Origin of the sequence: Klebsiella sp. 7-CIP_Kleb. (assembly GCF_050378655.1) — a bacterium.
Classification (GTDB): Bacteria; Pseudomonadota; Gammaproteobacteria; order Enterobacterales; family Enterobacteriaceae; genus Klebsiella; species Klebsiella quasipneumoniae.
Genome location: NZ_JBNRLJ010000002.1, coordinates 1,052,735 through 1,072,143 on the forward strand (window position 1 = coordinate 1,052,735; position 19,409 = coordinate 1,072,143).

The window sequence follows — 19,409 nt, forward strand, 5'->3', positions numbered from 1 at the left end:
TCCATCAAGGAAGGCCTTTTGCATCATAACAACCTGTTACGGGCGATAAACTTTCACGTTGCTGAAGCCCTGCTCGCGCAAATAAAGCGCCTGCAGACGGCTCATCACTCCGCGTTCGCACCACAGCAGCCAGGTTTTACTCTGATCGAGATCGCCAAACTTGGTGCTCAGCTTGTAGAACGGCAGAGAAACAACTTCAACCCCCTCGACCTTAAGCGGCTTGTCTTCCTGCTCGTCGATGGAGCGAATGTCGAGGATCGCGTCGTTGGCGCCAAAGCCGTTCACGGTTTCCACTTCCACCACCGTCTCTTCCGTCTGCTGGGCGATTTCGCGGATATCGATATTGCTCGCCTCTTCCACCACTTTATCGAGGATGCTGAAATCGAAGTGTTCTTCTTCCGCTTCAATCTTCGCCTTCACCGCCTTCACGGTCGGGCTCTTGGAGATCACGCCGCAGTACTCCGGCATCGTGCGGGCGAAATCTTCCGTACCGATCTCGCGGGCCAGGTCGATGATGTGCTCTTTATCATGCGAAATCAGCGGACGCAGGATCAGGGTATCGGAGACGTTGTCGATCAGGCGCAGGTTGGTGAGAGTCTGACTGGAGACCTGGCCCAGCGCTTCGCCGGTGACCAGCGCCTGCACGCCGTAGCGTTCCGCGACTTTTGACGCGGCGCGGACCATCATGCGCTTGAGCACCACGCCCATCTGGCCGTCATCCACTTTTTCAAGGATTTCGCCGACCACCGGCTCAAAGTTAATCGCCACAAAGCGAACGCGGTGAGAGCTGCCGAAGCGGTTCCACAGGTAATGCGCGACCTGGCGGACGCCAATCTCATGGGCGGCGCCGCCAAGGTTAAAGAAGCAGTAGTGCACGCGGCAGCCGCGGCGCATCAACATGTAGCTGGAGACGCCGGAGTCAAAGCCGCCGGAAATCAGCGACAGCACATCTTCCTGCGTGCCGATCGGGAAGCCGCCGATACCTTCATAGCGGCCTTTCACCAGCAGCAGGCGATCGTTTTCAATCTCAAGATTGACGGTAACGTCCGGGTCGGTCAGCTTCACGCGCGCCGTTTCAATATGCTGATTCAGGCCGCCGCCGACGTAGCGCTCCACCTCAATTGAGGTGAATTCATGTTTGCCGCGACGCTTCACCCGCACGCAGAAGGTTTTGCCTTCCAGCGCCTCGCGCCACAGCGGCAGCGTCTGCTCAAAAATATCGTGCAGCGAGGTGAACGGTACGTCTTCGACTTCCAGAATATGGTGGATGCCGGGAATACGGGTCAGCGCATCGCGAATAGCCGGGCGCTGATTTTCATCTTTCGCGCGAACTTCGATATGATCCCAATGGCGAACGACGGCCAGCGTCTCGTCATAGTTTTTGAGAACGTTACGAATGTTCCCGGTTAAGATTTTAATGAAGCGCAACCGCACAGATTGGCTTTTGATGGTGATTTCCGGGAACAATTTAATGATAAACTTCATGGCGACAATAGTTCGTTGGCAAGCCCGACGGGGCTTTAAGCAAAAGTTGTAAAGCAGCGCACACCGGTGCCTGCATCCTGGGCGCGGAGTATATCACCATTGCGCGTTATTTGCTTACACGCGTGACTTCGTTACCATACCCGGTATTGCCGTCGCGAAATAACAAGAGTCTATATTCACTATGCCAAAGAAAAATGAGGCCCCGGCCAGCTTTGAAACTGCACTGGGCGAACTGGAGCAGATCGTAAACCGTCTGGAAAGCGGCGATTTGCCGTTAGAAGAAGCGCTCAGCGAATTTGAGCGCGGGGTCCAGCTGGCCCGCCAGGGGCAAAACCAGCTGCAGCAGGCCGAACAGCGCGTGCAGATCCTGCTGGCGGATAGTGAAGATTCCCCGATCACGCCTTTTACGCCGGACGCTGAATAAATGGATTTCCCGCAACAATTGCAGGCCTGTGTGGAACAGGCTAACGAGGCGCTGCGCCGTTTTATCGCGCCGCAGCCCTTTCAGAACACTCCGCTGGTGGAAGCGATGCATTATGGCGCACTCTTAGGCGGTAAACGCCTGCGTCCCTTCCTTGTCTACGCTACCGGCGAGATGTTCGGCGTGAGCCGCACCACGCTGGATGCCCCTGCCGCCGCGGTCGAATGCATTCATGCTTATTCCCTGATGCATGATGATTTGCCGGCGATGGATGATGACGATCTGCGTCGCGGACTGCCGACCTGCCATATTAAATTTGGCGAAGCCAACGCAATTCTTGCGGGAGATGCCCTGCAAACGCTGGCGTTCTCTATACTCAGTGATGCGCCGATGACGGACGTCCCTGACCGGGATCGTCTGGCGATGGTTTCCGAACTGGCGCAGGCCAGCGGCGTGGCGGGCATGTGCGGCGGCCAGGCGCTGGATCTACAGGCGGAAGGACAGCAGGTGAATCTGCAGGCGCTGGAACGTATCCACCGCCACAAAACGGGCGCGCTAATCCGCGCCGCCGTCCGCATGGGGGCGCTGAGCGCCGGCGAGCGCGGGCGTGCCGCCCTGCCCGCGCTGGATCGCTATGCGGAAAATATCGGCCTGGCCTTCCAGGTCCAGGATGACATTCTCGACGTGGTAGGGGATACTGCGACCCTTGGCAAACGTCAGGGTGCCGACCAGCAATTGGGTAAAAGCACCTATCCCGCCCTCCTGGGTCTTGAGCAAGCCCGGAAGAAAGCGCACGACCTGATCGCTGATGCCCGCCGTTCGTTAGATGAACTGGCCGCACAATCTCTGGATACTTCGGCACTGGAAGCGCTCGCGAATTACATTATTCAGCGCGATAAATAAACAATAAATGAGTCTCTGATGAGTTTTGATATTGCCAAATACCCGACCCTGGCGCTGGTAGATTCCACCCAGGAGTTGCGCCTGTTGCCAAAAGAGAGCCTGCCGAAGCTGTGTGATGAGCTGCGGCGCTACCTGTTGGACAGCGTCAGCCGCTCCAGCGGTCACTTTGCCTCTGGCCTCGGCACGGTGGAACTGACCGTGGCGCTGCATTACGTCTATAACACGCCCTTCGATCGCCTGATCTGGGACGTCGGTCACCAGGCCTACCCGCATAAAATTCTGACCGGCCGCCGCGACAAAATCGGCACCATTCGCCAGAAAGGCGGCCTGCACCCCTTCCCGTGGCGCGGTGAAAGCGAGTACGACGTGCTGAGCGTCGGTCACTCCTCCACCTCCATTTCCGCTGGCATCGGGGTGGCTATCGCCGCCGCGAAAGAGGATAAACAGCGGCGCGCGGTGTGCGTGATTGGCGACGGGGCGATCACCGCCGGCATGGCGTTTGAGGCGATGAACCACGCCGGGGATATCAAACCCGACCTGCTGGTGGTGCTGAATGACAATGAAATGTCGATCTCCGAGAACGTCGGGGCGCTGAATAATCATCTGGCGCAGCTGCTCTCCGGTAAGCTCTACTCCACCCTGCGCGAAGGCGGCAAAAAGGTCTTTTCCGGCGTACCGCCGATTAAAGAACTGCTTAAGCGGACCGAAGAGCATATCAAAGGCATGGTGGTGCCTGGGACGCTGTTTGAAGAGCTGGGCTTTAACTACATCGGCCCGGTGGATGGCCACGATGTGCTCGGTCTGGTCAGCACCCTGAAGAACATGCGCGACCTGAAGGGCCCGCAGTTCCTGCATATTATGACCAAAAAAGGCCGCGGCTATGAGCCCGCCGAGAAAGACCCGATCACTTTCCACGCGGTGCCAAAGTTCGACCATACCAGCGGCGTACTGCCCAAAAGCAGCGGCGGTCTCCCTTCCTATTCGAAAATCTTCGGCGACTGGCTGTGCGAAACGGCGGCCAAAGACAGCAAGCTGATGGCCATCACTCCGGCGATGCGCGAAGGTTCAGGGATGGTGGAATTTTCGAAGAAATTCCCCGATCAGTACTTTGATGTCGCCATCGCCGAGCAGCATGCAGTCACCTTCGCCGCCGGACTGGCGATTGGCGACTACAAACCAGTGGTGGCCATCTACTCCACCTTCCTGCAGCGAGCCTACGATCAGGTGATCCACGATGTGGCTATTCAGAAGCTGCCGGTGCTGTTTGCCATCGACCGCGCCGGGATTGTCGGCGCAGACGGCCAGACGCATCAGGGGGCGTTCGATCTCTCCTTCCTGCGCTGTATTCCGGATATGGTGGTGATGACGCCGAGCGATGAAAATGAATGCCGCCAGATGCTGTACACCGGCTACCACTACAGCGACGGACCCTGCGCGGTGCGCTATCCGCGCGGCAGCGGCACCGGCGCGACGCTGGAGCCGCTGGCATCGCTGCCGATCGGCAAAGGGGTAGTGAAACGCCAGGGCGAGAAGGTAGCGATCCTCAACTTCGGCACCCTGCTGCCGGAGGCCGCAGCGGTGGCGGACAAACTCAACGCCACCCTGGTGGACATGCGCTTTGTGAAGCCGCTGGATACCGCGCTGATCCTGCAGCTGGCAGGCGAGCACGACGTTCTGGTGACGCTGGAAGAGAACGCCATTATGGGCGGCGCCGGCAGCGGCGTGAATGAAGTGCTGATGGCCCATCGCCGGGCGGTACCGGTGCTCAATATTGGCCTGCCGGACGTCTTTATTCCGCAGGGCACTCAGGAAGAGATCCGCGCCGACCTCGGCCTCGATGCCGCCGGTATTGAAGCCAAAATCCTCGACTGGCTGGCATAATCGCCCCTCCCGCTCCTGCTATGCTTAAGGGATACCCTTGATGAATAGCAGGAGCGCACCATGCACTATATCCCCCTCGGCGATACTGCCTTACGTGTTTCCCGACTCTGCCTCGGCTGCATGACCTTCGGCGAGCCGGACCGCGGCAGACACGCCTGGACGCTTCCGGAAGAGAGCAGTCGCCCGCTCATCCAGCACGCCATTGAAGGCGGCATCAACTTCTTCGATACCGCAAACAGCTACTCCGACGGCAGTAGCGAAGAGATCGTCGGCCGCGCTCTGCGCGACTTTGCCCGCCGCGACGAGGTGGTTGTCGCCACCAAGGTCTATCACCAGGTCGGCGATCTGGCGGAAGGGCTTTCCCGGGCGCAGATCCTGCGCTCTATCGACGACAGCCTGCGCCGTCTCGGTATGGACTATGTCGACCTGTTGCAGATCCACCGCTGGGACTACAGCACCCCGATTGAAGAGACGCTCGAAGCGCTGGACGAGGTGGTGAAAGCCGGCAAAGCGCGCTATATCGGCGCCTCGTCCATGCATGCCCGGCAGTTTGCCCAGGCGCTGGCGCTTCAGCAGCAGAACGGCTGGGCGCGCTTCGTCACCATGCAGGATCACTACAACCTGATTTACCGGGAAGAAGAGAATGAGATGCTGCCCCTGTGCCAACGTAACGGCGTAGCGGTGATCCCGTGGAGCCCGCTAGCGCGCGGCAGGCTGACCCGCCCATGGGGTGAGACCACCGCCCGGCTGGTCTCGGATGAGTTCGGCAAATCGCTTTACAGCACCAGCGAAGAGAACGACGCGCAGATCGCCGGGAATCTCGCGGACGTGGCGGAAGAGCTCGACGCCAGTCGCGCGCAGGTCGCCCTCGCCTGGCTGTTAAGCAAGCCCGGCGTCGCCGCGCCAATTATCGGTCCGTCGCGTCAGGAACAGCTCGATGATCTGTTGCAGGCGGTGGATTTGACGCTCTCCCCGGAACAGATCGACAAACTGGAGGCGCCCTATCAGCCGCACCCGGTGGTGGGATTTAAGTGACGGGCGTGATTTCCCCGAAAGCATGGCGCTGCCGGGGAGAAGCGGTCAAAGCAGACCGATGGGCCAGTGATGGCCAATAACATACAGCACGCCGGCGGAGATCACGCCGGCGACGATATCGTCCACCATGATCCCCATTCCGCCGTGAATATTGCGGTCAAACCAGCGAATCGGCCACGGTTTCCACATATCGAAGATACGGAAAATGACGAAGCCGGCGGCCACCCACTGCCAGTCCAGGGTCGGCAGCGCCATCAGGGTGATCCACATCCCGACGAACTCGTCCCAGACGATGCTGCCGTGGTCATGGGTGCCCATATCTTTGGCCGTGCGATGGCACAGATAGACCCCGATACAGATGCTCATCATCACCACCAGCGAGTAGAGCTGCCAGGGGAGAAAAGTCATCAGATACCAGAACGGAATCGCCGCCAGCGAGCCCATCGTGCCCGGCACCACCGGGCTTAAGCCGCTGCCAAAGCCGGTCGCCAGCAGATGCCATGGATTACGCATACTCAGGCGGCTAAGCGCCTCGTCTCGACTACGCAAAGTGATCGTATCCCTTTAAATCAAGCGTGACCGGCTTACCGTCGCGGATAAACTGCAGACCTTCGCTCTCCGGCGCAATCTGTCCGATACAGGTAAAACGCGCGCCAAGATGGCCAAGGGCCACGTCCAGCGCCCCACGGTTCAGTTCCGGTACGGTAAAGCACAGCTCGTAATCTTCGCCACCGGCGAGCGCCCAGCGCAGCGCCTGCTCAGAATCAACCTGGCTTAGCATCGCGTCAGAGTACGGCATGGCATCAAGATCGATGCGCGCGCCGCAGCCGCTGGCTTTGAGAATATGACCCAGATCGGAGATCAGGCCGTCGGAGAGATCGATCGCCGACGTCGCCAGGTCGCGCAGCGCCTGGCCCTGCAGCACGCGGGGCATCGGACGCAGGTGACGGGCCAGCAAATAGTCGGCGTCAGTCGGCGTATCCACCGTCAGCCGGTTCTGCAACAGCGCCAGGCCGGCGGCGCTGTCCCCCGGGGTACCGGTGACATAGATCCAGTCTCCCGGCTTCGCACCTGAACGTTTCATGGCGCGCCCAGGCGGCACAAAGCCGTGGATACCCAGAGTCATGGCGAGCGGGCCACGGGTGGTGTCGCCGCCAATCAGCTGCATATCGTAGTAGTCAAGCTGGACAAACAGGCTGTCGCTGAAGGCTTCCAGCCAGGCTTCATCCACCTCCGGCAAGGTCAGCGCCAGGGTGAGCCACGCCGGCTCCGCGCCCATCGCTGCGAGGTCGCTCAGGTTCACCGCCAGGGCTTTATAGGCGAGGTCGGCCGGGTCGATATCGGGTAAGAAGTGATTGCCCGCCACCAGAGTGTCGGTGCTGATTGCCAGCGTTTTTTTCTCGGGAATATTCAGGAGAGCGCAGTCGTCGCCGATACCGGTCTCGACATCAAGACGAGCGCTTTTAACGCGATCAAAATAACGGGCAATCAGGGAGAATTCGCCACATGCCATACGTTATGCCTCAGCAAAATAATAAATAAGGCCGGGTTGCGAGACGACCCTCGCAAAACCCGGCCTGCAGTTTACTTCTTGTGGGGACGAATTACCGGAGCCGCTTTGTCCAGCACACCGTTGACGAACTTGTGGCTATCTTCAGCGCCGAAGGTTTTCGCCAGTTCGATAGCTTCATTGATGGCCACTTTATACGGTACGTCATCGCGTTTGGACAGCTCAAACAGCGCGATACGCAGCACCGCTTTTTCCACCTGACCCAGCTCTTCCAGCTGACGGGACAGGTAGGGCTTCATCAGGCCGTCGAGGTACGCGCTGTTAGTCGCCACTCCGGACAGCAGTTCGCGGAAATACAGAACATCAACATCTTTTACGTCCTGTTCCGCCAGGAACTGGTATTCGACATCAGCGATGTCGTTCTGGGACAACTGCCAGGAGTAGAGCGCCTGAACGGCACACTCACGGGCGCGGCGACGAGCAGCAGGTTTCACGGAATTCCCCTTACAAAAATCAGGCCTTGATGGCTTTCAATACGTTAATCATTTCCAGCGCGGTCAGCGCAGCTTCTGCGCCTTTGTTACCGGCTTTGGTGCCAGCGCGCTCAATGGCTTGTTCAATACTTTCAGTGGTCAGAACACCAAAGGCTACCGGGATTTCGCTGTCCTGAGCGACGTGCGCCAGGCCATTGCTGGCACCGCCTGCCACATATTCAAAGTGGGCGGTACCGCCGCGAATCACCGTACCCAGCGCGATCACCGCGTCATATTTACCGGTTTTCGCCAGTGCGCCAGCCGCCAGCGGCAGCTCATACGCGCCTGGAACCCAAACAACGGTGATGTTTTCATCTTTTACCTGACCAATGCGTTTCAGGGCGTCAATCGCACCTTCCAGCAGGCTGTCATTGATAAAGTTGTTGAAACGCGCAATGGTGATGGCGACGCGAGCGTCCGGGGTAGCAACGTTAGCTTCAATAATGTTCATACTCTTCCTTCGGGTTCATGTGCCCCGCAAGGGGGGCGGATTTTATCATATTATTCTGAGCGCTGCTTCCTAATAATCAGGAAAGCCTCACGCAGTGGTTAAATGCAGGCAGACATCCGGGCCAACCTGACGTATCTCATTGAATTTAAAATGGGGCGCCTGGCTCAGTTCTTCAAGCCCCGGCAGCGCGCATAATCCACGCGCCGCATTGCCTAACAGTTTAGGCGCAATATAGACGATAAGCTCGTCGACCAGCCCCGCCTGCAGCAGCGCCCCGGCAAGCGTGGCCCCCGCCTCCACCCAGACGCTGTTGATCTGCTGTTTGCCAAGCAGCATCATCAGCAGCACCAGATCGAGATGGCCGTTATGTTCCGGAACCAGCAGCGTGCGCACGCTGTCCGGCCACTGGCGCTCATCGGCGCCCAGGCGGGCAAACAGCGTTTCCCCCGCCTGCTGCACAATACGATGCTCAGGCGTGACGCGGTTCTGACTGTCGATCACGACGCGCAGCGGCTGGCGCAAATTCTCTTGGGGATACAGCGCCTGGGTATCGGCGCTCAGCTCCTGCCAGCGCACGGTCAGCGCCGGATCGTCCGCCAGTACGGTGGCGCTGCTGGTCAGAATGGCATGGCTCTGTGCGCGCAGACGCTGCACGTCGCGTCGCGCCTGCGGGGAGGTGATCCACTGGCTTTCGCCGCTGGCCATCGCCGTGCGGCCGTCCAGCGAAGCACCCAGCTTGAGCTGCACCCAGGGAAAACCGGTGCGCATCCGCTTCAGGAAGCCCTTGTTCAGCGCTTCCGCCTCGTTCATCATCAGCCCGTGGCTGACTTCAATACCGGCCTGCTGCAGACGGTACAAGCCGCGCCCCGCCACCTGCGGGTTCGGATCCTGCATCGCGGCGACCACGCGGCTGATGCCGGCGGCAATCAGCGCATCGCAGCACGGCGGCGTACGGCCGTGGTGGCTGCAGGGCTCAAGGGTGACATAGGCGGTGGCGCCTCGCGCCTGTTCCCCCGCCATCCGCAGGGCGTGCACTTCGGCGTGCGGCTCGCCGGCGCGATAGTGGAACCCTTCGCCGACGATCTCGCCGTCTTTTACAATGACACAGCCAACGTTAGGGTTAGGATGGGTGGTAAAGCGACCGCGGGCGGCGAGCTTAAGCGCACGCGCCATGTACATTTCGTCCTGCATGGCTTAGTCCTGTAAGCGGGCGATCTCTTCGCCGAATTCTTTGATATCTTCGAAGCTGCGATAGACCGACGCGAAGCGAATATAGGCGACTTTATCCAGTTTTTTCAGCTGTTCCATCACCAGATTGCCGATCATTTTGCTGGCCACTTCGCGCTCGCCGGTGCCGCGCAGATGGGTTTTGATATGGTTGACCGCCATTTCGACGTCATCGGCGCTGACCGGACGTTTCTCCAGCGCTTTCAGCATCCCACTGCGCAGCTTGTCTTCGTTGAAGGGTTCACGCACATCGTTACTCTTCACCACCCGGGGCATCACCAGCTCCGCCACTTCGAAGGTGGTAAAGCGCTCATTACAGACCAGACACTGCCGACGGCGACGCACGGAAGAGCCTTCCCCCACCAGACGAGAGTCAATCACTTTGGTATCCACGGCGAAACAGAAAGGGCAATGCATAGCGCGTCCTGACAGGTAGTTAAACTGAAGGGTAGTTTACCGCGAAGTGACCTGACTACAAAGAAAGAGCTTTTGAGACAAAGGATCTATGGGAGAGACAGGCGGTTTGGCTACCATTAAGCATCCTCTGCAAACGGAATCCTGACCATGACAAGACGTTACCTGAAACTCGCCATCGCGGGCAGCCTGTTTACCCTGACCGCCTGCGCCCAGCAAAGCGAAATCCGCCAGATGCACCAGAGCGTGAGCACCCTGAGCCAGGAGATGACCCAGCTCAATCAGCAAACGATCAAAATTACCCAGCAAAACGCGCTGAACGCGAAATCTACCCGCGGCGTCTATTTGCTGCCGGAGGCGAAAACCCCGGCGCGGCTGGAGAGCCAGATCGGCACCCTGCGCATGTCGGTGGCGAGCATTACGCCGGATGGCGACGGGTCACGCCTGACGTTACGTATTCAGGGCGAATCCAACGATCCGCTGCCGGCCTTTACCGCCACCGTCGCCTCCGGACAGATCACCGGCACTACCCACAGCTACCAGGAAGTGAATGTTCAGGATCAGTTGATCAGCGCCCCGGCCAGCATCCTCGCCCCCAGCGATGTCAACATCCCGCTGCGCCTGAACGTAACGCCGGACAAAGTCGGTTTTATTCGCGTCCACGATATCCAGCCCGCCGCCGCACAGTAAGCCTTTGCGCCGGGCTTTCCCCTGCCCGGCGACATCCTGCCCCGTCATTCTTCTCCACTTACAACTTTTCACAAGAGTTCATTAGAAATCGTTCTGCATCGCGATTTTCAGTAGCATTTTGTCAAGAAATGCATAGAATCGTGAACGCAATCGATTACGCATGTTCTGGTTATGTGAAACAACACGTATTTTTGTGAGCAATGATTCCTATAATAGACCTCCACAGAAAGACGAAATATTTAGAAACGCTTCGGCACTTCTTTTAACGCCTTCAGGCTCAATTTAAACAGTGGCATTACTATGAAAAAAACATTACTGGCAGCGGGTGCGGTTGTGGCGCTCTCCACTTCTTTTACCGCGGGCGCGGCAGAAAACGACAAACCGCAGTATCTGTCTGACTGGTGGCACCAGAGTGTTAACGTGGTAGGGAGCTACCACACCCGTTTCGGACCGCAGATCCGTAACGATACCTACCTGGAATACGAAGCGTTCGCCAAAAAAGACTGGTTTGATTTTTACGGCTATATCGATGCTCCGGTGTTCTTCGGCGGCAATAGCACGGCAAAAGGTATCTGGAACAACGGTTCTCCGCTGTTTATGGAGATCGAACCGCGCTTCTCTATCGACAAGCTGACCAACACCGATCTGAGCTTCGGGCCGTTCAAAGAGTGGTATTTCGCGAACAACTATATCTACGATATGGGCCGCAATGATTCCCAGGAGCAGAGCACCTGGTATATGGGTCTGGGTACCGATATCGACACCGGCCTGCCGATGAGCCTGTCGTTGAACGTCTACGCCAAATACCAGTGGCAGAACTACGGCGCGTCCAATGAGAACGAGTGGGACGGCTACCGCTTCAAAGTGAAATACTTTGTGCCGCTGACCGACCTGTGGGGCGGTTCGCTGAGCTACATCGGCTTCACCAACTTCGACTGGGGTTCTGACCTCGGCGATGACAACTTCTACGATCTGAACGGGAAGCACGCGCGCACCAGCAACTCCATCGCCTCCAGCCACATCCTGGCGCTGAACTACGCGCACTGGCACTACTCGGTAGTGGCCCGTTACTTCCATAACGGCGGCCAGTGGGCTGACGATGCCAAGCTGAACTTCGGCGATGGCGATTTCAGCGTCCGCTCAACCGGCTGGGGTGGTTACTTCGTGGTTGGTTACAACTTCTAATTGCTGAAACGGCAAGACAGCGCCCGGGCCATCCGGGCGTTTTTATTTCTCCCACACGTCGCAGCGGACCTTGCGCAGAAAATCGCTTAACGAGCGGTCGGCGCACTCGCTGAATCGACGCTCGGTCGCCCTGACCGCCAGACAGCGGTCGAGGCGAAAGTTGCGATAATCATTGCGCAGCTCACACCAGGCTACCAGCAGCCAGCGCTCCCCCCAGAAAAACAGCCCCAGCGGCAGCACGTCGCGCTCGGTCACCCGACCGGACTCATCCTGATAGCGCAACGCCAGCACCTGCTGGCCGGAGACCGCCTGATGAATGATGTCAAAGAAGGTTTTGGCATAGCGATGGGCGCCGAGATCGGGGGCAAACAGGCGGGTCTGCTCCGCCTGGCGTCGGCGCGCCTCCGGCAGGATCGCCAGCATCTTCTCCTGTGCGGATTCCAGCGATTGCGACAGCGCCTCGCCGCCCCAGGTTTTCAGCAGCCGGATCGCGGCGATCAGCGCTTCGGATTCTTTGGTGGTCAGCATTAGCGGCGGCAGATCGTAGCCCGCCAGCAGCCGGTAGCCGCTACCCGCCTCCCCCTCCACCGGCACGCCGGAGAGGGAGAGATCGCGAATATCGCGATACACGGTGCGCTCCGACACGCCCAGCCGCTCCGCCAGCAGCGAGGCGGTGGTGAGCCGCCTGCCGCGCAGGATCTGCACAATCTGAAATAAACGGTCGGCGCGTCGGGTCATGTTTCAATTCACAAAAAGTTCAGGTTAAGCCGGTTGATGCAGGCCGACGCGGTTGCCCTCGCTGTCAGTAAACAGCGCGATGGTGCCAATATTATTCGGCAGCGTCAGCGGCCCGAAAACACACGCCCCACCCGCCGAGGCGACGCGGTCGAGTGTGGCGGCAAGATGGTCTGTATGCAGGTAAATAATAGCGCCCTGCGCTGAAGGCGCGATACCCTCAAATTTGGCCAGCGCGCCGCCGGGGGCCGGATCCTGATGCGGGAACACCGCCAGCTCGGCGCAGTCCATGGTTTCGCGACGCAGCGTCACCTGCATCACCGGCTCATAAAACGCGACGGCGCGATCCATATCGGCGACCGGAATTTCAAACCAGTTAATCACGTTATTCATACTTCCTCCTGCTCGTTATTGAGTTCAAAAGGAGTGTATGGGAGGGCTCCTGACAGCATACTGTCAGCAGGTTTTGTCGCGGGCAAAAAAAATCCCGGCCGCCTGGGCCGGGATTGCTTTATTTCAACTGAACCGTATTACGGCAGAATTGACGGCTGGTCCGCCCCTTCTTTTTCCACCTTCTGCTGCAGCAGATGCTCGCGCTTCATGCCCAGCTTCAACGCCAGCGCGGAGGCGACGTAGATAGAAGAAGCCGTACCGATGGAAACACCGATCAGCATGGTCAGCGAGAAGCCTTCCAGAATCGGGCCGCCGAACAGGAACAGCATCAGGATCACCATCAGGGTGGTCCCGGAGGTGATCAAGGTACGGTGCAGCGTCTGGGTCAACGACACGTTGAAGATCTCGTACGGCGTACCGCGGCGGATCTTACGGAAGTTTTCACGGATACGGTCCGATACCACGATACTGTCGTTCAGCGAGTAGCCGATAACCGACATCAACGAGGCCACAATGGTCAGGTCGATTTCGATATGGAACAGCGACAGCACGCCCATGGTGATCACCACGTCGTGCGCCAGGGCGATAACCACCCCCGCCGCCAGACGCCATTCGAAGCGGAAGCCGACGTAGATCAGGATACAGACCAGCGCGGCAATCAGCGCCAGGGCGCCGGTTTGCGCAAGGTCCGCACCGACGCTCGGGCCGACAAACTCAATGCGCTTCACCGCCGCGTTCTGGCTGGTCGATTCGTTAATCACCGTCACGACCTTACTGCCCAGCTCCTGGCTGCCGTTGGCGTCATGCACCGGCGGCATACGTACCATGATGTCGCGGCTGCTGCCAAAGTTCTGCACCTGCGGCTCTTCAAAGCCCGCTTTTTGCAGGGAATCGCGCATCTGGTCGAGATCGACCGGCTTGTCAAGGGTAATTTCGATCACCGTACCGCCGGTGAAATCGAGACCCCAGTTAAAGCCGCGGACGCCGATGATGGCGATCGACACAATCAGCAGAAAACCTGAAATGCCGAAGGCCCAGTAGTCCCAGCGCATAAAGTCCCAGACTTTACGGCCGTGGTTCAATTGTTCAACAGTATATTCCTGTGCCACAACGCACTCCTCAGATAGACAGCTTTTTAACGCGCTTGCCGCCGTACAGCAGGTTCACGATGGCACGGGTGCCGACGATAGCGGTAAACATTGAGGTCGCGATACCGATACCGGTAGTAATCGCAAACCCTTTAATGGCACCGGTACCGACCGCGTACAGGATGATCACTTTGATAAGCGTCGTCACGTTGGCGTCGAAGATCGAGCTGAACGCGCCGCGATAACCTTCGTCAATCGCCTGCTGAACGGTACGCCCGTTGCTCAGCTCTTCTTTGATACGCTCGTTGATCAGAACGTTAGCATCGACCGCCACCGCAAGGGTTAACACGATACCCGCGATGCCCGGCATGGTCAGCGTCGCCCCCGGGATGAGGGACATAATGCCGACAATCAGCACCAGGTTGGCAATCAGCGCCGAGGTCGCAATCAGACCGAACTTCTTATAGAAGAGGATCATGAACAGGATGGAGACCACCAGGCCGGCCAGACAGGCTTCCAGACCCTGCTTGATGTTCTGCATACCAAGGGTTGGGCCGATAGTCCGCTCTTCGACGATCTGAATCGGCGCAATCAACGCGCCGGCACGCAGCAGCAGCGACAGCTGGCGCGCTTCGTTCGGGTTGCTGATACCGGTAATACGGAAGCTGTTACCCAGACGCGACTGGATGTTGGCGATGTTAATCACCTCTTCCTCTTTCGCCAGGATAGCCCGACCGTTGGCGTCTTTCTTACCGCTGTCTTTATACTCCACGAACAGGGTCGCCATCGGCTTGCCGATATTGTCCTTGGTGAAGTTGGACATGATGTTACCGCCCGCGCTGTCCAGCGAGATGTTGACCTGCGGCTGGTTGTACTCATCCATGCTGGAGGTCGAGTCGGTGATATGGTCACCGGTCAGGATCACCCGCTTGTACAGCACCACCGGCTGGCCTTCACGCGTCTGCTTCACTTCCGAGTCGCCCGGTACGCGGCCAGAGGCGGCGGCGGACTGGTCAACGTTGGTATTGACCAGACGGAACTCGAGGGTCGCGGTCGCGCCAAGGATCTCCTTCGCCCGCGCGGTATCCTGGATACCCGGCAGCTCAACGACGATGCGGTCAGCGCCCTGACGCTGAACCAGCGGTTCGGCGACGCCTAGCTGGTTCACACGGTTACGCAGAATGTTAATGTTCTGCTGAACCGCGTACTCACGGGCTTCTTTCAGGCGCTCATCGGTCATCACCGCTTTCAGGCTGTTGTCACCCTGAGAGGAGATCACCAGATCGCGATGGCGAGGGCTGAGATAAGAGATAGCCTGGTCGCGCGCCGCGCTGTCGCGGAAGACGATGCTCAGACCGTAGTTGTCTTCCTTTCGCACGGTCGCGTAAGGAATGCCTTTGTCGCGCAGCTCGCTGCGCAGGCTATCGATGTTCTGTTCCTGCAGTTTGCCTAACGCGGTGTCCATGTCGACTTCCATCAGGAAGTGCACGCCGCCGCGCAGATCAAGACCCAGCTTCATCGGTTCGGCATAGAGTGCCGCCAGCCAGCGTGGGGTTGCCGGAGCAAGGTTTAGCGCCACGACGTATTTGTCACCCAGCACGGTAAGCAGCGCTTCACGCGCGCGCAGCTGGGTATCAGTGGTGTCGAAGCGCGCAAGAATAGCGCCCTCTTCCAGTGCCACAGACTTCGCGGTAATTTTTTCTTCTTGTAAAGTTTTCTGGACCTGGATCAGCGTTTGCTCACTGGCGGCGACGCCGCGCGCGCCAGTGATTTGAACAGCCGGATCCTCACCATACAGGTTGGGAAGCGCATAGATCAGGCCGACGACAATGACGACGACCAGCATGACATACTTCCACAAAGGATAACGGTTTAACACGGCAGTTCCCTTTGGGAAAAGTTAGATTACAGCGCCTTCATGGTGCCTTTCGGCAGAACGGCAGCAACGAAGTCACGTTTGATAACCACTTCAGTGGTATCGTTCAGCGCGATAGCAATGTAGCCAGTTTCCGCTACTTTGGTCACACGACCGACCAGACCGCCGTTGGTCAGCACTTCATCACCTTTGGCGATGGAGTTCATCAGGTTCTTATGTTCCTTGGTGCGCTTCTGCTGTGGACGCAGGATCATGAAGTAAAAAATCAGACCGAACACCACCAGCATCAGAATCAGAGACATCGGGCTGCCCTGCGCCGGTGCACCCGTTGCCGCTACCGCATCAGAAATAAAAAAGCTCATTGAAATTCCCTCATTATTAAAATTAATCAACGTTCAAAGGAGGCACGGTGCGCCCCTGACGTTGGTAAAAATCGGTCACGAAGCTCTCTAATTTACCCTCTTCGATAGCCTTGCGTAAACCAGCCATTAAACGCTGATAGTAGCGCAGGTTATGAATGGTATTGAGACGCGCGCCCAATATTTCGTTGCAACGGTCAAGGTGATGCAAGTAAGCGCGTGAATAATTGCGACATGTATAGCAATCACACTCGGCGTCCAGCGGCGCGGTATCGCTTTTGTGCTTCGCGTTGCGGATTTTCACCACGCCGTCGGTGACGAACAGGTGGCCGTTACGCGCGTTGCGCGTCGGCATGACGCAGTCGAACATATCGATACCGCGACGTACCCCTTCCACCAGATCTTCCGGCTTCCCGACGCCCATCAGGTATCGTGGTTTATCGGCCGGGATCTGCGGGCAGACGTGCTCCAGAATACGGTGCATGTCTTCCTTCGGCTCGCCGACCGCCAAACCGCCGACAGCGTAGCCATCAAAGCCAATCTCTACCAGACCTTTCACCGAGATATCACGTAAATCTTCGTAAACGCTGCCCTGAATGATGCCGAACAGCGCATTTTTATTGCCAAGGCTATCGAAACGGTCACGGCTACGCTTCGCCCAGCGCAGAGACATCTCCATTGAGCGCTTGGCGTAATCCCAGTCCGCCGGATACGGCGTACATTCGTCGAAGATCATCACGATATCAGAGCCGAGATCGTACTGAATCTCCATGGATTTTTCCGGATCGAGGAAAATCGGATCGCCGTTGATCGGGTTGCGGAAATGCACGCCCTGCTCGGTGATCTTACGGATATCGCCAAGGCTGAACACCTGGAAGCCGCCGGAGTCGGTCAGGATCGGTCCTTTCCACTGCATAAAATCGTGCAGATCGCCGTGCAGCTTCATGATCTCCTGACCCGGGCGCAGCCACAGGTGGAAGGTGTTGCCGAGAATAATCTGCGCGCCGGTGGCTTCCACCTCTTCCGGCGTCATCCCTTTGACGGTGCCGTAGGTGCCAACGGGCATAAAGGCCGGTGTTTCCACCACGCCGCGCTCAAACACCAGGCGACCGCGGCGGGCGCGACCGTCGGTGGTATCCAGTTCAAATTTCATGCTTGCTCCTGCGTCAGAAAAACAGTCCGACGTTTTCATACTCGCCACGGAATGATTCCGTGGCTAAAAAAATGCGTCATGGCGTCCAAAAAGCCGGCGGGCCGGCCTCTTCAGGGACGCTCAGAAATAGCCTGCGGATTGTACGTGATAAACATCGCATCCCCGTAGCTAAAAAAGCGATATTTCTGCTCCACCGCTACCTTATAGGCGTTCATGGTGTGCTGATAACCCGCAAACGCCGACACCAGCATAATCAATGTGGATTCAGGGAGATGGAAGTTGGTTACCAGCGCATCGATCACCTGGTACTGATAACCCGGGTAGATGAAAATCTGCGTATCGTCGAAGAACGGCGCAATCAGGGCGTCTTTCGCCGCCTGCGCCGCGCTCTCCAGCGAGCGTACCGAGGTGGTGCCCACTGCGATCACGCGATTGCCGCGCGCCTTCGCCGCCAGCACCGCATCGACTACCTCCTGCGGCACTTCCGCATATTCAGAGTGCATGGTGTGCTCTTCAATGCTGTCGACGCGCACCGGCTGGAAGGTACCCGCGCCCACGTGCAGGGTGACAAACGCCATCTCAACGCCTTTGGCGCGCAGTTTATCCAGCAGCGGTTCGTCGAAGTGCAGACCAGCGGTCGGGGCGGCTACCGCGCCCGGCCTGGTGCCGTAGACGGTTTGATAGAGCTCGCGGTCAGCGTCTTCATCCGGGCGGTCAATGTAGGGCGGCAGCGGCATATGGCCAATCCCGTTAAGGATCTCCAGCACCGGGCGCTCGTCGTTAAATTCCACTTCAAACAGCGCGCCGTGACGCGCCAGCATGGTGGCCTGAATGCTCTCGTCGTCGCCCAGCAGCAGCTCGGCGCCCGGCTTCGGCGCTTTCGAGGCGCGAATATGGGCGAGGATGCGCTTATCATCCAGCATCCGCTCCACCAGCACTTCGATCTTGCCGCCGCTGGCCTTACGACCGAACAGACGCGCCGGGATCACCCGGGTGTTGTTAAACACCAGCAGATCGCCGGGATTGAGCTTATCGAGGATGTCGGTGAAGGTGCCATGCGTCAGCGCGCCCGTCGGCCCGTCCAGGGAAAGTAAGCGGCAGCTGCTGCGCTCAGGCATCGGATAGTGGGCGATCAGAGATTCGGGTAGTTCAAAAGCAAAATCGGTAACGCGCATGACGGTAACTCAGACTGAATAAAGAGGCGGGTAGTCTAGTGCCGGGGCGTTCTGCCTGCAACCTTTACCCCTCCGGACGAATGACATAATCTATATTCCAAATCATTCCGAATGCCGCCATGCGGCAGCCGAATGCATCACCGGTGGCAGAGGGCCGCGCGCGGCCAGACAGCACGCCATTCGGGCACCGGGGCTGCCGTTCAGGGCGACGCGCAGCGCTACACCGCTCACTCTGCTCGCCATAAAGTATTTAAAGGATGTCGTCGCTATGAATTTTCTCGCCCACCTGCACCTGGCCCATCTCGCCGACAGTTCGCTGCCCGGCAATCTGATGGCCGACTTTGTGCGCGGCAACCCGCAGGGCGACTATCCGGCGGCGATCGTCGATGGCATCTATATGCATCGGCGAATTGACGTGCTGACTGACAACCTGGCGGAAGTCAAAGAGGCGCGGGAGTGGTTTCGCCCGCAGACCCGCCGCGTCGCCCCCATCACCCTCGACGTCATGTGGGATCATTTCCTGTCGCAGCACTGGGCGCAACTCTCCCCTGACCTGCCGCTGGACGAGTTCGTGCGCTACGCCGAGCGGCAGATCGTGCCGATCCTGCCCGACTCGCCGCCCCGCTTCGTCAATCTCAATCAATACCTCTGGTCGGAGCGCTGGCTGGAGCGCTACCAGGAGATGGATTTTATTCAGCGCGTGCTCAATGGCATGGCCAGCCGCCGCCCGCGTCTCGAGGCGCTGCGCGACTCCTGGCAGGATCTGGATACTCACTACGACCGGCTGGAGGGGCAGTTCTGGCGCTTTTATCCGCAGATGATGCGTCAGGCGAAAAACAAACAGCTGTAATCGCTGCGACATTGATAGGTAAAAGCTGGCTGAACGATTGTCAGC

21 protein-coding genes and 1 pseudogene are annotated in these 19,409 nt (G+C 58.5%); 7 read left to right on the forward strand and 15 right to left on the reverse strand.

The window, feature by feature from the left end; all coding sequences use genetic code 11:
• Positions 1 to 36 precede the first annotated feature (36 nt).
• Positions 37 to 1,485 carry a tRNA uracil 4-sulfurtransferase ThiI gene (thiI, locus tag ACQUTI_RS12660; protein ID WP_004204823.1) on the reverse strand — a complete coding sequence of 483 codons (1,449 nt, stop codon included), beginning with the start codon at positions 1,483 to 1,485 and terminating at the stop codon, positions 37 to 39.
• A gap of 181 nt (positions 1,486 to 1,666) precedes the next feature.
• Here thiI and xseB point away from each other — a divergent pair, with 181 nt between their 5' ends.
• The 4 genes from xseB to ACQUTI_RS12680 are packed head-to-tail and all read left to right on the forward strand — an operon-like array spanning position 1,667 to position 5,725.
• Complete coding sequence (xseB, locus tag ACQUTI_RS12665) at positions 1,667 to 1,909, forward strand: exodeoxyribonuclease VII small subunit (protein ID WP_122543488.1); 243 nt, start codon at positions 1,667 to 1,669, stop codon at positions 1,907 to 1,909.
• The gene (gene ispA, locus ACQUTI_RS12670) at positions 1,910 to 2,809 is read left to right on the forward strand and encodes a (2E,6E)-farnesyl diphosphate synthase (RefSeq protein WP_004204826.1); all 900 of its coding nucleotides are present in this window, start codon (positions 1,910 to 1,912) and stop codon (positions 2,807 to 2,809) included.
• An 18-nt stretch (positions 2,810 to 2,827) separates the two neighbouring features.
• Positions 2,828 to 4,690, forward strand: a complete 1,863-nt coding sequence (dxs, locus tag ACQUTI_RS12675; RefSeq protein ID WP_004204827.1) for a 1-deoxy-D-xylulose-5-phosphate synthase — start codon at positions 2,828 to 2,830, stop codon at positions 4,688 to 4,690.
• 60 nt (positions 4,691 to 4,750) lie between these two features.
• The gene (locus ACQUTI_RS12680; RefSeq protein ID WP_017898927.1) at positions 4,751 to 5,725 is read left to right on the forward strand and encodes an aldo/keto reductase; all 975 of its coding nucleotides are present in this window, start codon (positions 4,751 to 4,753) and stop codon (positions 5,723 to 5,725) included.
• A 45-nt stretch (positions 5,726 to 5,770) separates the two neighbouring features.
• Here the strand turns inward: ACQUTI_RS12680 and pgpA are convergent, their stop codons facing one another.
• From pgpA to nrdR, 6 genes are all read right to left on the reverse strand, one after another.
• Positions 5,771 to 6,274 (reverse strand): phosphatidylglycerophosphatase A, encoded by a 504-nt coding sequence (pgpA, locus tag ACQUTI_RS12685; RefSeq protein WP_004177266.1) that lies wholly within the window; start codon positions 6,272 to 6,274, stop codon positions 5,771 to 5,773.
• Positions 6,267 to 7,238, reverse strand: a complete 972-nt coding sequence (gene thiL, locus ACQUTI_RS12690) for a thiamine-phosphate kinase (RefSeq protein WP_023319837.1) — start codon at positions 7,236 to 7,238, stop codon at positions 6,267 to 6,269. Before thiL ends, pgpA begins: the two co-directional genes overlap by 8 nt.
• A 71-nt stretch (positions 7,239 to 7,309) precedes the next feature.
• Positions 7,310 to 7,729, reverse strand: a complete 420-nt coding sequence (gene nusB, locus ACQUTI_RS12695) for a transcription antitermination factor NusB (protein WP_004204833.1) — start codon at positions 7,727 to 7,729, stop codon at positions 7,310 to 7,312.
• 19 nt (positions 7,730 to 7,748) lie between these two features.
• A complete protein-coding gene (gene ribH, locus ACQUTI_RS12700; RefSeq protein WP_001021161.1) occupies positions 7,749 to 8,219 on the reverse strand; it encodes a 6,7-dimethyl-8-ribityllumazine synthase in 471 nt (156 codons plus the stop codon).
• An 87-nt stretch (positions 8,220 to 8,306) separates the two neighbouring features.
• A complete protein-coding gene (gene ribD, locus ACQUTI_RS12705) occupies positions 8,307 to 9,410 on the reverse strand; it encodes a bifunctional diaminohydroxyphosphoribosylaminopyrimidine deaminase/5-amino-6-(5-phosphoribosylamino)uracil reductase RibD (protein WP_004204834.1) in 1,104 nt (367 codons plus the stop codon).
• Positions 9,411 to 9,413: 3 nt separating this feature from the next.
• Complete coding sequence (gene nrdR, locus ACQUTI_RS12710; RefSeq protein ID WP_002890417.1) at positions 9,414 to 9,863, reverse strand: transcriptional regulator NrdR; 450 nt, start codon at positions 9,861 to 9,863, stop codon at positions 9,414 to 9,416.
• A gap of 147 nt (positions 9,864 to 10,010) precedes the next feature.
• On the opposite strand from nrdR, the gene ACQUTI_RS12715 reads away from it, so the two are divergent.
• A complete protein-coding gene (locus ACQUTI_RS12715; RefSeq protein ID WP_004204835.1) occupies positions 10,011 to 10,550 on the forward strand; it encodes a DUF3251 domain-containing protein in 540 nt (179 codons plus the stop codon).
• Between the two features lie 300 nt (positions 10,551 to 10,850).
• Positions 10,851 to 11,735, forward strand: coding sequence for a nucleoside-specific channel-forming protein Tsx (locus ACQUTI_RS12720; RefSeq protein ID WP_004204836.1), 885 nt, complete (start codon positions 10,851 to 10,853; stop codon positions 11,733 to 11,735).
• Positions 11,736 to 11,777: 42 nt separating this feature from the next.
• On the opposite strand, the gene ACQUTI_RS12725 is transcribed toward ACQUTI_RS12720, so the two are convergent.
• The 8 genes and pseudogenes from ACQUTI_RS12725 to ACQUTI_RS12760 all read right to left on the reverse strand — a co-directional run bounded on the left by ACQUTI_RS12725 (position 11,778) and on the right by ACQUTI_RS12760 (position 18,694).
• The gene (locus ACQUTI_RS12725; protein WP_048294246.1) at positions 11,778 to 12,473 is read right to left on the reverse strand and encodes a helix-turn-helix transcriptional regulator; all 696 of its coding nucleotides are present in this window, start codon (positions 12,471 to 12,473) and stop codon (positions 11,778 to 11,780) included.
• A gap of 24 nt (positions 12,474 to 12,497) precedes the next feature.
• Complete coding sequence (locus ACQUTI_RS12730) at positions 12,498 to 12,863, reverse strand: VOC family protein (protein ID WP_004204838.1); 366 nt, start codon at positions 12,861 to 12,863, stop codon at positions 12,498 to 12,500.
• 137 nt (positions 12,864 to 13,000) lie between these two features.
• Entirely contained in the window at positions 13,001 to 13,972 is a 972-nt protein-coding gene (secF, locus tag ACQUTI_RS12735; protein WP_428923276.1) for a protein translocase subunit SecF, read from the reverse strand.
• 10 nt (positions 13,973 to 13,982) lie between these two features.
• Positions 13,983 to 15,830, reverse strand: a complete 1,848-nt coding sequence (secD, locus tag ACQUTI_RS12740; protein WP_004204840.1) for a protein translocase subunit SecD — start codon at positions 15,828 to 15,830, stop codon at positions 13,983 to 13,985.
• Positions 15,831 to 15,856: 26 nt separating this feature from the next.
• Positions 15,857 to 16,189, reverse strand: coding sequence for a preprotein translocase subunit YajC (gene yajC / locus ACQUTI_RS12745; protein WP_002890398.1), 333 nt, complete (start codon positions 16,187 to 16,189; stop codon positions 15,857 to 15,859).
• A 22-nt stretch (positions 16,190 to 16,211) separates the two neighbouring features.
• Positions 16,212 to 17,339, reverse strand: a complete 1,128-nt coding sequence (gene tgt, locus ACQUTI_RS12750; RefSeq protein ID WP_002890395.1) for a tRNA guanosine(34) transglycosylase Tgt — start codon at positions 17,337 to 17,339, stop codon at positions 16,212 to 16,214.
• A gap of 110 nt (positions 17,340 to 17,449) precedes the next feature.
• Positions 17,450 to 18,514, reverse strand: a complete 1,065-nt coding sequence (gene queA, locus ACQUTI_RS12755; RefSeq protein WP_004204841.1) for a tRNA preQ1(34) S-adenosylmethionine ribosyltransferase-isomerase QueA — start codon at positions 18,512 to 18,514, stop codon at positions 17,450 to 17,452.
• A gap of 64 nt (positions 18,515 to 18,578) precedes the next feature.
• Positions 18,579 to 18,694 (reverse strand): annotated as a pseudogene (locus ACQUTI_RS12760) (hypothetical protein).
• Positions 18,695 to 18,782: 88 nt separating this feature from the next.
• Here ACQUTI_RS12760 and acpH point away from each other — a divergent pair.
• A complete protein-coding gene (acpH, locus tag ACQUTI_RS12765) occupies positions 18,783 to 19,364 on the forward strand; it encodes an ACP phosphodiesterase (protein ID WP_004204843.1) in 582 nt (193 codons plus the stop codon).
• The last annotated feature ends 45 nt before the right edge of the window (positions 19,365 to 19,409 follow it).